The sequence below is a fragment of the Neobacillus niacini genome (genome assembly GCF_036961885.1).
In the GTDB taxonomy this organism is placed as follows: Bacteria; Bacillota; Bacilli; order Bacillales; family Cytobacillaceae; genus Neobacillus; species Neobacillus niacini_H.
In genome coordinates this window covers 23,911-38,795 of record NZ_JBALNQ010000003.1, presented here as the reverse complement: position 1 = coordinate 38,795, position 14,885 = coordinate 23,911, and the positions used below count along the sequence as shown (strand labels likewise).

Below are 14,885 nucleotides of genomic sequence, written 5' to 3'. Positions count from 1 at the left end.
ACCCTTTTTCTATACCTTGCCTTAATCCCCCAATGTTAAGGCACAAAAACCACCTTTCATGTAGAAGGTGGTTTTTTCTTATAAAAACATTTTTAACCTCAGGGCTTCTACCCACCATCTTATATAACATTTGAATAGAATAAGTAGAAAGCTTGTTTAAGAAGGGAGACATAGACTATGTGTGGAAAGTTAAACTATTATTCTCGCTTATTAAACGACGGGGAAATTTCTCGGCATTTACCCGAAACAGCCCTATTTAACGAAAAAAACTTTTATGAATTTCTGAACAAATATGACCAGGTTTCATTAAAGCCCTGCAATGATAATAAAATAAACATCCTAGTCACTACACTTGTTCATCCACAGTATCAAATTGAAACAGGAATCATGAATCAGATCGTATCTGGAAAACAAGAAGTCTATCAGTTTATTGAAAAGAATCTAATAGCAGAGGGAAAATTCATTATTCAACAGGCAGTTCCACGTGCAAAATTTAATGAAAATCATTTTGATATTAGGGTATATGCAACAAAACAACCTGCTAAATGGACTATTACTGAAAAGGTAGCACGGATAACCCCCAAGGGATTTTCAATTACCGATGAAGTTAAGGACATATTCCCAGCCAATGATATTCTTCAAAAAGGATATCCGGATAACAGTACTGACATCAGCTGTCAACTTGACCATATTGCCTCACTACTAGCTGAAATACTGGAAGAAAAATATTCTAAATATAATTTGGTGATGATTGATTTCTACCTTGATCAATTAGGGAAACCATGGATAAATGATATACGTTATAGATTTACAGAGGGAAAATGGGACTGGCATCAAGTGTTACGAGGTGCCAAGGCTCTCTTCCCTTATTTGCCTATTTCCTACCCTTTTCACGAAAAAGTACTCCAGCAATATCTTGAAAAATATAAATGCTGCATTATTAAACCTAATCGCAGCCAATGGGGGCGCGGGCTGGCACTAATCTCACAATTTGATGATCAAACCTATGTAATTCATTCTAAAAGAAAGATATCTCCTTTCAATCATTTTAATGAGCTGCTAACTGAAATACATGATCGGTTTACCTCAAAGAAATCCTACCTTATTCAAGAAAAAATTCTTCTCCCAACGATAAAAGGATGCCCATTTGATATCAGAGTCATGATCCAACGAAAAACAGTTCAATCAGAATGGGTAGTCACAGGAAAGATTACAAGAATAGCAGCTACTGGATTTATTGTTACCAATGTTGCAAAAGCTTTATCCACCTTGGAAGATGCCATGGAAGCATCTGTCTTAAACCCAAAGAACCCAGATTCACTTCACTGGGAAATTGATCAGCTATGTAAATTGGCAGCAATCCAACTGGAAAAAGTTTATCCAAATGCTCGAATGTGGGGTATGGATATAGGAATTGATCAATTTGGAAAACCATGGTTTATTGAAGCAAATCTTGTTCCTGACATATCCTTCTTCCGTGTTCTTTCTGACAAAACGATGTATAACACAATAAAAGAATATATAAGAGCTGGAAAAAAGCCAAAAATAGAATGACAAAAGAGCTATTCCTAGGAATAACTCTTTAATAAGGCTCTTTTCTTAAACTTTGTTTCTTTTTTATACAAAAAAAGAATGAATGTACTGTGTTTTCGCCGAAAACAGCATAAATTTAGTAAGAAAAGAGTTTGCAGACTAAATTCAAAGGCTTAAAATACTATTGCCACGTTAAAATCGGCTTTAAGATTTTAACAACAATCGTTACGAAAACAGCCTTTAATAAACATCCTTTCTTGTAAAAACAAAGAAGGAAACAAATAATCCTGCTGCCCACCATACGAGTAGAACCATCATTGAAAATGAAAGTGTCATTCCTTCAATCGGAGGTGGATTACCGTTCATATAGTTCGTTAGCTTTAAATTTACCATAAAGAAGTATTTTGCTGACTCCCAAGAGGAAACCATATTGCTTAGGATTGCTCCTGAAATTAGGGCGGCTAACATGACCCCCATACCTGCAGCAGTGCTCCGGATTAAAACAGATAACATAAAGGAAAGTGTCCCAACCACAATAGCTACAAGCCATACAAGACCAAAATCCATTAATAAAAACTGCCATTGATCGATTAACTTTACACTAGAAGTATTTAAGCCTGTATCATTTACACTAAAACCTGTCAGCACAGGTGCACCCCAACCTTTATAGCCAAAAACCAACCCCGAGATTAAATAGGAAAGGATTCCTGCAATGGCCACGATTAACGAGATTGCAAGGGTAAGGGTTATATATTTACTGAGAAGAATTTTCCACCTTTTCACCGGCCGCGTCAATAATAACTTAATGGATCCTTGGCTATGCTCCGAAGACACTATATCACTGGCAATCACCATAACCATTAATGGAATAAATAATTCAATCGAATTCTCTAAAAAGATCCTCATAAACGTAGGAGCACCTGGCTCTGAAGGGTTTATGTTATGATCGAGATAGTATTGATTTTGCTGTAAGGCTATTTGTAGTTGTTTTTTCCATTCATCCGAAATTCGTGGACTGCTGATCCTGTTTTGCTGATCAATGATCGTTTGTTGGATAATCGTTCGCCAATCATCGGTTCCTAATTTTTCTCTCTGACGTTCGACCTCTTTAAATTGTGCATAGGTAAATAATGCAACCAAAATACCAATAATAATCGCAATGACAATAAGGCGTTTTTTTGCGATGAGTTTCATCATTTCATTTTGAATCAGGTTATTCAATTGAATCACCCCCGGTTAGTTCCAGGAACAAATCTTCCAAGACAGGCATTTTGCGATTCATTTCAGTAACAGATACTCCAGCCCCTACCAATTTTTTATTCCACTCTGCTGTCTTGACTTCATTATATTCGGTCAAAATCGAGCCATCATTTCTTTCTTCGATGGTTGTGACTGACCGTAAAACCTGCTTCCCCTCTTCGTGTGGATGAAAACGCCAAACCACACGTTCCCTATTTGCCAGCAAGTTATCGACCGTATCTGTACGAATAACTTTTCCTCTTGAAATAATCGCCACTCGGTCGCATAATAATTGAATCTCGCTTAACAAATGGCTGGATACAAGGACACTCATTCCTTCCTCTTCGGCGAGGAAACGAATAAATTCTCGCATTTCTCGAATTCCAGCTGGGTCTAGCCCATTTGTAGGTTCATCAAGAATTAATACTTTAGGTCTGCCTAGCAGAGCTTGAGCAATACCCAGTCTCTGTCTCATCCCAAGCGAATAGGTTTTTACTTTATCATGAATTCGATCTTTAAGACCTACAAGTTCCGTCACTTCACTGATTCGCTTTTCACCAATTCCATTAAGCATCCGCGCAAAATGCAATAGATTGTCATAGCCAGACAAATATGGATATAGTTCGGGATTCTCAACAATACAGCCGAGGTGTTTCATCGCTTCCTCAAAGTTGTCTACAATATTATTACCGCCTATTTGAATACTTCCTGATGTAGGTTTGATTAATCCTACCAGCATCCGGATGGTTGTCGTTTTTCCAGCACCATTTGGACCCAAGAATCCAAATACCTCTCCTTCTTTTAACTCAAAACTAATTCCTTTAATGATCTCCTTTTTGCCAATAACTTTCTTTAAATCATGGACAGATAAAGTTACTTTCTCCATTTGGCTAACTCTCCTCACCAGGTAAGCAATGAAGCTACACGTTCAGCTATTAAACGGTACCCTTTTGTATTAGGATGAAACTTGTCACTATAAAGATAATCATTAACCTTCAGCTCAAACAGATCAAAAGTTGGCACAAACACAATATTAGGGAACGATGCACTTAATTCTGCACTTTGATAGTTCCAGTGACGAACTACTTTAGACATTTCCTTTCCCTGTTCTAAATCGATAAAGGGATTGTATAAACCAATAAAAAAGACATTTGCATCGGGATTGCTGGTACGAATTTGTTGAAAAATGAAAGTCATATTCTCAAGGAATTTCCCCTCTATCTCCGTAATGTCTTCTGGATCAAACTCTATTAACCCTTGTCCACCTCTAAACAAATCATTACCGCCCATTGTTACCACAATCATATCAGCTGTTTTGATTTGTCTTTGAATTTCAGCCTGCTGGATTTGCTGCTTTAATTGATCGGACTCCTGTCCGCTGATACCAAGATTTGTCAGCCGCACATCCTGCTTTGATTTCTCTTTTATTTCATCGATAAGGACCCCAACATATCCTTTTCCTGTTTCATCACCTGTTCCTCTTGTTAAAGAATCACCAAGGGCAACAATATGTAAACCTTCTTTATCTTCCACTTTCTTTTCAATAGTGGTTTCCTTTGGGATTATATCTGGTTTCCCTGCATAATATTCGCCTACTGCCCAGCCCAGTCCGACCAGCCAGAGGAGACAAAAAAATACTGAAACCATAGTTACAGAGCGTATAACGTTCTTATTCAAAACAATTCCTCCTTTCTGGCAATTCCTACCTATATTTAATCACAATTACTGGATGATTCAAACTTTCAATACACGAAAAAACCGATTCCTAAACGGAAACCGGTTCTTTCTTCACACTATCTTCTAAATTGTCTTTTGGTCCAAAGAATTCAAAGTTAATTCTATCTTCTGATACTCCTAAATTCTTTAAGGAACGATTGATTGCCTTCATAAATGGAACTGGACCACAGAAATAAAAATCTGCGTCTTGAATTGGAAGATTCTGTCCCATCCATTCCTGCGTTACATACCCTTCGACATCAAACCGTTTGTTTGTCCAGTCATCTTCAGTAGGTGAATCGTAAAAGTAAAATGAATTGACATGTTCAACCGAAGTCAATGATTCTACTTCATCTCTTAATGCATGAACATTACTATTGGCAGCTGCATGAATGAAAGTTACTTTTCTTTGCGGCTGGACCTCAACAACAGTTTTTAACATGCTTAGCATTGGTGTTAAACCAACACCTCCGCTTAATAGCACAACAGGTGTATTTTTATTAGTATCCAGTACAAAATCCCCTGCAGGAGCACTTACCTTAAGGATTTCTCCTTCTGTTACACTTTCATGTAAATAATTTGAGACCACTCCATCTGGATTTGCAGTTCCTGCTTCACGTTTTACGCTAATGCGGTAATAATCTTTACTTGGTGAATCAGATAAGCTATATTGACGGATATGCGTAAACTTCTCGCCATCGATTTCAAGCTTAATACTAATATACTGTCCAGGAAGGAACTGGGCAATTTCCTTATTGTCCGTTGGTTTTAAGTAGAATGAAGTAATAACATCACTTTCGATTACCTTACGATCAACTGCAAAGCTTCGGAAACCATCCCACCCACCTTTTTGAGTGGTAGCCTCATCATACATTTCTGCCTCAACACTGATAAAGGCATCAGCTATTACCCCATAAGCATCTGCCCATGCATTGATAATCTCATCTGTAGCTGCATCTCCAAGCACATCTTTAATCGCTAACAAAAGATGCTTTCCTACTATTGGATAATGTTCGGCTTGAATCCCAAGACTTCTGTGCTTATGGGCAATTTGTTTCACAACAGGAAGAATTGCTTCTAGGTTGTCGATATATTGAGCAGCAGCATAGACTGTCCCAGCAAGTGCTCTTTGTTGTCTTCCTTGTTTTTGGTTTGCGTGGTTAAAGATATTTAATAGTTCTGGATGATTTCCAAACAACATTTGATAAAAACGAGTTGTAATCGCTTCACCGTGTTTTTCTAAAACAGGTACGGTTGATTTAATAATTTCAATTGTTCTATGATCTAACAAAACTATCACTCCTTATGTAGTGGTTATCACTATTTATATAGTGATTATATGTAAAACTTCTCACGAAGTAAGTGATTCAAATCACAGACAATTATTTTTAGATAATCCGAACCATACCTATAGTCCCTGTTTATTTTCCATATTTTGCAAAAACACACGTATCTCTTATTTCCTTACTTTTAGCTGAAAGACTATCATTTTTTAAAATGCCTTCTAAAATAAAACCAAGTTTCTCTGGAATGGCGCGACTTTTAATATTTCTTGGATCGCAGCGAATCTCCACACGCTTTGCATTTAGTTCGGTAAATGCAAAATTTGTAATTGCTTCAGTGGCTTCGGTAATGTATCCTTTTCCTGAATAACGTGTATCAATCCAATAACCAATTTCAAACTTAGGTACATCCCAATTAATTCTGTGCAGCCCAGATGAGCCAATAAATTCCATCGTTTCTTTATTAAAAATATGTAATCTTAGATCCTCTCGGGTTATAAATTTAGCAATACTATCACGTATATTCGCTTCTACATCTTGTACAGATTGATTAGTATGAGCCCAAGGCATCCACGGCTTTAGTTCATTTAGTGAGGCTTGCATCGCTTCGTATACTGCTTTGCCATCACCTGGCAAGGGTTTGCGAATTAACAACCTCTCTGTCGTAATCTCCTCTGGAAACTCTATTAAACTTGGTTTCATTATGTTCCTCCTTAATAACTTATTGTTTTCATGAGAACCATTTTATCTATTCTTATTCGATTTTGGTCATCATGAACCCTTCATGATGACCAATTTTTCCATTTCCATTTCATTTTGGGCTTCATGAGACTTTTATGAGGACCACTTTACCTATTCATTGACGATTTTCGGCTACATGAACTTTTTAAAAAAAGGGACCCTTCCTAAATGAAAGGGTCCCGGACTGTATTAGTATGCTTTTGCCCAGTAAACCATCTTGTCTGCTTCTTTCCCACAGCATACACATGTATCTGAAACTTTTTCTTGCTCAAATGGAATACATCTTGAAGTTGCTGTCGTATCTTCCTTGATCATTTCCTCGCAAGCGAGTTCACCGCACCACATTGCTTTAATAAAGCCTGGTTTTGCTTCAAGCTTCTCTTTTAATTCAGGAAGCGTTACAGCTACCGAAGTTCTCTCTTCACGGTGATTCAATGCCTTATTATATAAATTAGATTGAATCTCATCGAGTAATTCTACTAGCTTCGTTTCTAATTGATCCAAAGGAACGAATACCTTTTCTAATGTATCCCTTCTTACTAACACAACCTGCTTGTTCTCAATGTCTTTTGGTCCAACTTCTAAGCGAACTGGAATTCCCTTCATTTCATACTCATTGAACTTCCAGCCTGGCTTTTTATCACTTGCATCGATTTCCACTCGAGCAACTTGACCTAGAGACTTTTTCAAATCATATGCAAAATCTAGAACTCCCTCTTTATGCTGTGCAATTGGCACAATCATAACTTGAGTTGGCGCCGCTTTTGGAGGAATCACAAGACCACGGTCGTCACCATGCACCATAATTAATGCCCCAATAATTCTTGTTGTAAAGCCCCATGATGTTTGATGCACATACTGAAGCTTGCCTTCTTTGTCTGTATATTGGATATTAAATGCTTCCGCAAACCCTGTTCCAAAGTGGTGAGAGGTTCCAGACTGAAGTGCTTTACCATCATGCATCAAGCTCTCAATCGTAAAAGTAGCTTTAGCACCTGCAAATTTTTCTTTTTCCGTCTTTTGACCCTTCACTACAGGAATAGCAAGGATCTCTTCACAAATCGCTGCATACACATTCAGCATTTTGATGGTTTCTTCCATTGCCTCTTCATCTGTCGCATGTGCAGTATGACCTTCCTGCCATAAAAACTCTAATGTTCGTAAGAATGGACGAGTCGTTTTTTCCCAGCGGACAACGTTTGCCCATTGATTATATAATTTTGGTAAATCTCTGTGAGAATGAATAATTTTACTATAATGCTCGCAAAAAAGAACCTCCGATGTTGGACGAACGACTAATCGTTCCGCCAATTCTTCTGAACCACCATGTGTAACCCATGCTACTTCAGGTGCAAAGCCTTCGACATGGTCCTTTTCCTTTTGCAGTAAGCTTTCAGGAATGAACAATGGCATATAAACATTTTCATGCCCTGTTTCTTTGATGCGTCTGTCTAATTCATTTTTTATATTATCCCAAAGTGCATATCCATAAGGGCGGATAATCATTGAACCACGTACACTTGAATAATCAATTAAGTCTGCTTTCGTAACAACATCGGTATACCACTGGGCGAAATCCTCATCCATACTGGTAACATCTTTTACAAATTCCTTTGCCATTTTGACACCTCATTATTTTTTTTGAATATAAAAAGGCCTTGGCCCCAAAAAGGGACCAAGACCTGGCGATACCACCCTAAATTCATAAAGCAATTGCTTTAAACTCTCGACATGATAACGGATTTTATCCGCATGTATCTTCAAAAAATAATCCGATACAGAACTCCGAGGCAGGTTCAAATGTCTGTCTTTAGAAACCTTTCACCAGTGGTTTCCTCTCTTTGTAAGACCAATTACATTTTACTAATCCTCATCAACGTTTCAATAGTATTTTTTAAGAAATTATATATTTCCTATACCTAAATGTCAAACTTTATTTGGGAATATTATTTTATTCTCGCCTGTTTTTATGATCTTTAATCATATCAATCATCTTTATTCTCCTCTCGATATACGTTACAATTAATCTAAATGGGGTGATGTCCTTGAACAAGGAAGAAAACAATCAGGAAATAATAGAAATAGAAGAGGAAAAAAAATATTTACTTGACCTTATGAAAATGCAAAATGAAGCGCTAAAAAGAATCTATAAAAATACATTAGATCACGAAAATAGTGACTAGTCCCCGACCTGACGTTTATAACGTCTTTTTTATTTCTCAAAAGTTTTCATTAAACGTTCATAAAAGCCACCAAAAATACAATTTATTATTCTATTAATGCATTTATAATGTACATATATTGTTTATTAACTTTAGAAGGGATCATCATATGTATATATTATCGATAATTACCATAACAATCATTAGCATAATCACAGGTTATTCCATTTATCTTTTACACCGCCATAAAAAGAAGCTGGCCAACTTGTCTGGAATTATAATCGTCACCGTGATTACGATGATGGGCGGGCTTTTAGCTGGCTATATTAGTGGAATCCTGTCAGTTGGGTTATTCCTTCCCGTTGGATTGGGTACATTGATTGGCTTTACGCTAGGATTTATTGCCGGTCAGCCGGTAGGAATATTAGCGATTTTGAGTGGTTCCGTTTCAGGAATCATGAGTGGAATTGTCGGTGCTCTACTTGGGGCCATTCTTCAATTTGATAACCCTGTTATCATGCTAGGAATATTTTTAGGTTTGTATGTTATTATTCTTGGTCTTATCCTATTATTTATCATAGTCGAAACGAATGGGAAACTTTCACTTGATACATCAGGCATTTCTCCATTTAATATCTTATCATCTGGGTTAGTTCTTATTGCCTTATTCTTATTTTTATATAGCAGTGATTTTGTTAAAATTCCAGGTGAAGCCGAAGCCGCCCAAACACAAGAGAAGAGTACCACTCCTGAAAAAACGGAACTAGACCTTACAAAAGAATCTAATCCTAAAATTGAAATGATGATTACGCCGACTGGGTATTCTCCCAATGTTATTAAAGTAAAAAAAGGCGTACCCGTTGAATTAAACATTACAAATCCAGGTGATAATAGCTGTTTTTCAACTTTTATGATGCCTGATTTTGGTTTGGAAAATGTTAATCTTAAGGCTGGCACAACAAAGTTATCGTTTACCCCTGACGAAGCTGGTCAATATACGTTTAGCTGTGGAATGAATATGTTTAAAGGCACTGTTATTGTTGAATAAAACGAAGAAGCACGCTGCGAAATAATCAGCGTGCTTCCCTTTTTTACATATGAATAGAATGATTGTCAATCACCGAATCCTTCTTCTTTTTAAAAGGCCACCAGTTAGCCTCGCCAAATGTTTTTACCATTACTGGGACGAACAAAGGTAGGATGACCAATGCATAGAGTGAAAGTCCGATTAATAAAATTGCCGCAATCTCAAGTAATGATAAAACACCAGCTGGCATCATTGCAGCGAACGTACCGCCTAGAATAATCGCCGCTGAGATAATAACAGTTCCCATTTTCTTCATAGCCTCGAGAATCGCTTGTTCTACTGGCATGTGTTTGAATTCATTAAAACGATCCATTAAGAAAATACTGTAGTCAATTCCAAGTGCAATAAGAATAACAAAGGCGAAAAACGGAACCGCCCAGCTAATACCTGTATAGCCTAACCAATTTACGAAGATGGCCTCCGCAATCGCCATTGAAGTATAATAGGTTAAGATTAAAGAACCAATCAAGTATAGTGGCATAATAATCGAACGGAACAAAATGATTAAAATAAGGGTAATCCCAATAAGCATAAGGACGACCGTTCTTGAATAATCTGCTTGCGAAATTTCGTCAAGGTCATGGTGCATACTTGATACGCCGCCAACTGCTACTTCAGCATTTTCAAGTTTTGTATCTTTAACCACTCGCTCTACTGTTTCCTTAATTTCCGGAATACGATTTAGTGCTTCATTGGAATATGGGTTTTTATTAAAAATCACATCCAATGTCATGACTTTGCGGTCTTTTGACATATATACGTCTAAGGCTTGCTTAAAGTCATTACCGTCGAGAACTTCTTGTGGAATATAAAAACCACTTTTCTCTTGCTTCGATACACCAGCAAGATACTCTTGAGCAGATGCTAGACCATCAGAGACTTGATTTAGACCATCAGCACTTTGTGTCAACCCATCAGTCAATTGAGTAATCTGACCGCTCATGTCCTCAAATCCAGTCAAAATCTGCTGCTGACCATTATTTACACCGCTTAAACCACTTGTGAATTGTGGCAGACCGTCAACAATTTGCCCTTGGCCATTCCCCATCGTATATAGTCCAGTTTCAATTTCTGTAAGACCTTTTAATAGATCCTCCATTCCTTTAACAAGTGCTTCTTGGCCCGCAATAGCTTCTGAAAATTTACTATTAGCAAATTGGATACCACCCTGTGCACCCAATAATCCAGTATTTAATTGATTTATGCTACCTGCTAATTCTGCTGTTGCTGCTTGAGATCCTAAAATGGTCATTTTAATCGCTTGATAATTTTCATTTTGTCCAATATCACTATAATCACTTTCTAAATTGGTAAAGTATTGATTCGTTGCCATCAAGGTATCGTGTAATTCACTAACACCTTTTGCCACTTGTCCATAATTTCCAGCCAAAGTCGCTAGTCCTCCAGCTGCCTGATTGTAACCCTCAAGCAATTGTTTACTACCAGCCAAAACCTCGGCAGATTTCGTCTTAATGAGTTCAAGACCTTCTTTTACTTGAGTGGATCCCGTAGCACCTTGTTTCAAACCATCTTCAATTTTGGTAAGGTTATCTTGGATGGTTCCCATTCCAGATTGTAACTGATTTGTTCCGGTAATCAATTCACTAATTCCATCTGTTGCTTCTTCCATTTTCGGCTGATTGGCTGCGAGTTGGCTCCCTGCTTCGGCAAGACCACTGCTAATCTTCTGAATTCCATCATTCCCCTGACCAAGTCCGTCTTCTAGACTTTTCACTTGTTCTGAAATATATAATTCGTCGATGGTTTCACCAGTCGGACGTGTAACAGAACGAACAGAATCCACATCACTTATTTTACTTAGCTCTTGACTAATTTTTTCAGTAAGTGCAATATATTCAGACGTATTCATTTCGTCATCGTTTTTAATGACAATTTGCGTAGGCATTGATTCACCAGGACCAAATCCATCTGATATAAGATTGAATCCTTTAATGGAATTGAAATCATCACCGATTTCTTCTAGTGAATTAAACGATAAATCTCCATCATAAGTAAATAAAGCTGGCACAGAAATAGCTGCCACAATTAGAAGAGCGATTAATGGGCGCGCCAATGCAAACTTACCAGCAAATCCCCATATTCTACTTTCACTGTGTTCAAGTTTTCCTTTCGATGGCCAGAATAATTTTTTGCCTAATACAGCCATGAAAAATGGAACAACTGTAAACAATGCAAGCAGTAATAATGCTACCCCAATCGCAACTGCTGCTGCCGACTGATATAATACAAAGGTTGAAAAACCAATTGAAGCAAATCCAATCATAACGGCTAATCCACTAAAGAACACTGTTTTCCCTGCATTCTTATACGTTATAACAATCGCTTCTACTACACTATCATTCTTGGACATTTCCTCTTTAAAACGACTCAGCAGCAAAATGCAATAGTCTGTTCCGATACCAAACAAAACGGCTACTAAAAATATCTGTGTAAAGGTTGATAACGGAAAATTCACTTTTTCTACTAAAATAGCAGTGATTGATTGTGCAGCCAGATAACTGAATCCTACTGTTACTAATGGAATGATTGGAGCGATAGCAGATTTAAATACAAGGAGAAGTACGATTAAAATAAAGACAACCGTAATACCCTCAGTTTTCTTTAAACCTTCTTGAGAGTTTGTGACAAGATCCTCTGCAATCAACCAGTTGCCTGTATAATAGTGCTCTAACTCTACACCATCAAGTGCTTCATATAAATCTTTGGTTATTTCCTTTCCTTCTCTTCCATCAGCTGTAACATTCAAGGAAACTAGAATGGTTTTTCCATCCTCTGATACTAGCTGTTCCTTTAATTCTTCTTGATTAAAGTGAGAAAGAATCGAGGTGATTCCTAGTTCGCTCTTATTATCTTCTAATTGATGCACCGCTTTTTCTGCGGCGTCAAATTCTTCTTGTGTTAACTTCTTGTCACTATGAAAAACTAGTGCAGTTTGTAAATCATTCCCACTATTTTCACTCGACTGAACATCATTAAGAATTTCTTCAGCTAAAGTAGAAGAATATCCATTTGGAACGTTAATCTGACCTTTCTCACGAACTAGCTTTTCCATATTTGGTGCAGTCATAAAGAGAACCGCAATCAATGCGATCCATGCTATAAGGATAAACCATTTTCTTTTAACAATTAATCTCAAAAGTTATTCCCCCACTTCTTCGTTTTTCATGTTGGTTAAAATCAGGTCTAATTTTTCATACGTATTAATAAAATTTGTAATTTCAGCCTCATCAAATTTGGTGATAAATGATTCAACTAGTAAGTGTACCTTTTCTTGTGTTTTGTGGTGCAGCTCATGTCCTTTTTCCGATAGGGTAAGGTACAACACCCTCCGATCGTTTTCATCACGTGTTCTTTCAATAATCCCTCTGTCTGCTAACCGATTGATAATCGCAGTAATCGCACTTTTATTTACATCAAAAGCCTCTGCTAATTCAGTGGAAGTGCAATTGTTGGAATGCTGAATGTATCTTAAAATATAGTGTTGGTCGATCGTTAAATCTTCGCTTATTTGACATTTAAGTAAAAATGCAGCCTTTTTATTTACATCAAAAGAAACGGACACATAACGATCGATTAATTCCTGTATGATTTTTTTATCCATTATCCATTTCTCACCTCTCTTTAATCCTATTAGTTAAACTGTTGAACTATTCACCTGTTTAACTATATGGCATGATGTTTTACGTGTCAACAAAAAAAGGTCAGCAGCAGCTAACCTTTTTTCGATATTTTTTATTATTTCCTTATCAGCGATTTGGATACAGAATCTCATCAATAATTCCATATTCCTTCGCTTCTTCCGCACTTAAATAGTAATCTCTATCGGTATCTTTTGCTACTTTTTCAGGCGACTGACCTGTACGGTCTGCAATGATTTGATTGATATGCTCTCTCAACTTCACTATCCGCCTTGCAGAAATTTCAATTTCTGTTGCCTGACCTCGTGCACCACCTAGAGGCTGGTGAATCATGATTTCACTGTTCGGCAGGGCATACCGTTTCCCTTTCGTTCCAGCAAGCAGTAACATCGCCCCGAATGACGCTGCCATTCCTGTACAAATCGTCCGTATATCTGACTTAATATATTGCATGGTATCATAGATAGCAAATCCTGCTGAAGTGGAACCACCAGGACTATTAATATAAAGAGAAATTTCTTTATCTGGGGCATCGGCAGCTAGAAATAATAATTGAGCAACGACACTGTTTGCAACATGGTCATTAATTTCATCCCCGATAATAATAATTCGATCCTTTAACAGACGAGAATAAATGTCATATGATCGTTCACCACGGTTAGATTGTTCAATAACATAAGGAATCGTACTCATTATCCATCCTCCTAAAAAGCGATTTATTGGCTATGCTGCCATAGAGAGAGTGCTTAAAGGAGCTGAAGCTTTGAATGTGGTGGTTATCCAAGACGCTGCGGAAGGCACTTCCAATGTGTCCTGGAACGACGGAATGGCTTCAATCAAAACAGCTGGGTCCTGGTTGACTAGGGAATCATGAAAAAGCTTCCCAAGTTGTTCCTTTTCTTCTTCTTCCCAAACTGATTCGAGCGACTGATTATCTTTTTGGTTTTCCATTCGTTTTCTTGCTCTGTTTAAACTTGATTTTATCGCGAATTCTGTTGAATTTACTATCTCGGCAATTTCCTTAAGTTGATAATGGAAGACTTCTTTTAAGAAAAAGATTATCGCTTGCTTTGGAGTAAAGTGTTCTATTAACAAGTCAACAGAACTCACAATATCACCGGAAAAGGTAATATTCTCCTCCCACATCTGATCATTTTTTAATTCTTCCCTCTTTCTTTTTCGAAGTGTATCTATCCAATGATTGTGGGCTATTTTATTTAATAAAGCTGAGGTAATTTTATCTTGGCTGTAATAGGTCAAGGCTCTCAACATAGCCTCTTGTGCAAGATCATCTCCATCCCATTTACTTTGGGATAGAAAGTGACAATATTTTTGTAACTTAGGATACACTTCGCTCCACAAGATTTCCTCGTTCTGTACAGTTTTAAATTTGTACAGGCTACGTTCAGTAGACATTATTTTCACTCCCTTAACACTCTCTACACTCTAAACGTTTTAATAAACA

General features: G+C 37.3%; 13 protein-coding genes and 1 other annotated feature. Of the genes, 3 read left to right on the top strand and 10 right to left on the bottom strand.

Features of this window, described 5'->3' with window-relative positions:
- The first annotated feature begins 177 nt into the window (after nucleotides 1-177).
- Nucleotides 178-1,554: a YheC/YheD family protein gene (locus V7124_RS02200; protein ID WP_335485440.1), complete on the top strand. Its 1,377-nt coding sequence runs from the start codon at nucleotides 178-180 to the stop codon at nucleotides 1,552-1,554.
- A 219-nt stretch (nucleotides 1,555-1,773) separates the two neighbouring features.
- Here V7124_RS02200 and V7124_RS02195 read toward each other — a convergent pair whose 3' ends face one another.
- The 6 genes from V7124_RS02195 to proS all read right to left on the bottom strand — a co-directional run bounded on the left by V7124_RS02195 (nucleotide 1,774) and on the right by proS (nucleotide 8,132).
- The gene (locus V7124_RS02195; RefSeq protein ID WP_335409368.1) at nucleotides 1,774-2,754 is read right to left on the bottom strand and encodes an ABC transporter permease; all 981 of its coding nucleotides are present in this window, start codon (nucleotides 2,752-2,754) and stop codon (nucleotides 1,774-1,776) included.
- Complete coding sequence (locus V7124_RS02190) at nucleotides 2,747-3,658, bottom strand: ABC transporter ATP-binding protein (RefSeq protein WP_335409366.1); 912 nt, start codon at nucleotides 3,656-3,658, stop codon at nucleotides 2,747-2,749. The genes V7124_RS02195 and V7124_RS02190 overlap by 8 nt, the downstream gene beginning before the upstream one ends.
- A 14-nt stretch (nucleotides 3,659-3,672) precedes the next feature.
- The gene (locus tag V7124_RS02185; RefSeq protein ID WP_335485437.1) at nucleotides 3,673-4,449 is read right to left on the bottom strand and encodes an SGNH/GDSL hydrolase family protein; all 777 of its coding nucleotides are present in this window, start codon (nucleotides 4,447-4,449) and stop codon (nucleotides 3,673-3,675) included.
- A gap of 88 nt (nucleotides 4,450-4,537) precedes the next feature.
- Nucleotides 4,538-5,779, bottom strand: coding sequence for an NO-inducible flavohemoprotein (hmpA, locus tag V7124_RS02180; RefSeq protein WP_335485434.1), 1,242 nt, complete (start codon nucleotides 5,777-5,779; stop codon nucleotides 4,538-4,540).
- A 130-nt stretch (nucleotides 5,780-5,909) separates the two neighbouring features.
- Entirely contained in the window at nucleotides 5,910-6,473 is a 564-nt protein-coding gene (locus V7124_RS02175; protein WP_335409359.1) for a GNAT family N-acetyltransferase, read from the bottom strand.
- Between the two features lie 228 nt (nucleotides 6,474-6,701).
- Nucleotides 6,702-8,132: a proline--tRNA ligase gene (gene proS / locus V7124_RS02170; protein ID WP_335485431.1), complete on the bottom strand. Its 1,431-nt coding sequence runs from the start codon at nucleotides 8,130-8,132 to the stop codon at nucleotides 6,702-6,704.
- A 47-nt stretch (nucleotides 8,133-8,179) separates the two neighbouring features.
- Nucleotides 8,180-8,398 (bottom strand) — a binding site (T-box leader).
- A 159-nt stretch (nucleotides 8,399-8,557) separates the two neighbouring features.
- On the opposite strand from proS, the gene V7124_RS02165 reads away from it, so the two are divergent.
- Together V7124_RS02165 and V7124_RS02160 are read left to right on the top strand one after the other, a co-directional pair.
- Nucleotides 8,558-8,695: a hypothetical protein gene (locus V7124_RS02165; RefSeq protein ID WP_335409356.1), complete on the top strand. Its 138-nt coding sequence runs from the start codon at nucleotides 8,558-8,560 to the stop codon at nucleotides 8,693-8,695.
- A gap of 148 nt (nucleotides 8,696-8,843) precedes the next feature.
- On the top strand, nucleotides 8,844-9,722 hold the full coding sequence (locus V7124_RS02160; protein WP_335485429.1) for a cupredoxin domain-containing protein: 879 nt from the start codon (nucleotides 8,844-8,846) through the stop codon (nucleotides 9,720-9,722).
- 43 nt (nucleotides 9,723-9,765) lie between these two features.
- Here V7124_RS02160 and V7124_RS02155 read toward each other — a convergent pair whose 3' ends face one another.
- From V7124_RS02155 to V7124_RS02140, 4 genes are all read right to left on the bottom strand, one after another.
- Nucleotides 9,766-12,918 (bottom strand): MMPL family transporter, encoded by a 3,153-nt coding sequence (locus V7124_RS02155; RefSeq protein WP_335485427.1) that lies wholly within the window; start codon nucleotides 12,916-12,918, stop codon nucleotides 9,766-9,768.
- Nucleotides 12,919-12,921: 3 nt separating this feature from the next.
- Entirely contained in the window at nucleotides 12,922-13,383 is a 462-nt protein-coding gene (locus V7124_RS02150) for a MarR family winged helix-turn-helix transcriptional regulator (protein ID WP_335409351.1), read from the bottom strand.
- A 145-nt stretch (nucleotides 13,384-13,528) separates the two neighbouring features.
- Nucleotides 13,529-14,113, bottom strand: a complete 585-nt coding sequence (clpP, locus tag V7124_RS02145) for an ATP-dependent Clp endopeptidase proteolytic subunit ClpP (protein WP_335409349.1) — start codon at nucleotides 14,111-14,113, stop codon at nucleotides 13,529-13,531.
- A gap of 30 nt (nucleotides 14,114-14,143) precedes the next feature.
- Nucleotides 14,144-14,836: a sigma factor-like helix-turn-helix DNA-binding protein gene (locus V7124_RS02140; RefSeq protein ID WP_335485424.1), complete on the bottom strand. Its 693-nt coding sequence runs from the start codon at nucleotides 14,834-14,836 to the stop codon at nucleotides 14,144-14,146.
- Between the last annotated feature and the right edge of the window lie 49 nt (nucleotides 14,837-14,885).

Coding starts and splice junctions, on each gene's coding strand:
- V7124_RS02200 (WP_335485440.1), top strand. CDS start 178: ATGTGTGGAAAGTTAAACTATTATTCTCGCTTATTAAACGACGGGGAA.
- V7124_RS02190 (WP_335409366.1), bottom strand. CDS start 3,658: ATGGAGAAAGTAACTTTATCTGTCCATGATTTAAAGAAAGTTATTGGC.
- V7124_RS02175 (WP_335409359.1), bottom strand. CDS start 6,473: ATGAAACCAAGTTTAATAGAGTTTCCAGAGGAGATTACGACAGAGAGG.
- proS (WP_335485431.1), bottom strand. CDS start 8,132: ATGGCAAAGGAATTTGTAAAAGATGTTACCAGTATGGATGAGGATTTC.
- V7124_RS02160 (WP_335485429.1), top strand. CDS start 8,844: ATGTATATATTATCGATAATTACCATAACAATCATTAGCATAATCACA.
- V7124_RS02150 (WP_335409351.1), bottom strand. CDS start 13,383: ATGGATAAAAAAATCATACAGGAATTAATCGATCGTTATGTGTCCGTT.
- clpP (WP_335409349.1), bottom strand. CDS start 14,113: ATGAGTACGATTCCTTATGTTATTGAACAATCTAACCGTGGTGAACGA.
- V7124_RS02140 (WP_335485424.1), bottom strand. CDS start 14,836: ATGTCTACTGAACGTAGCCTGTACAAATTTAAAACTGTACAGAACGAG.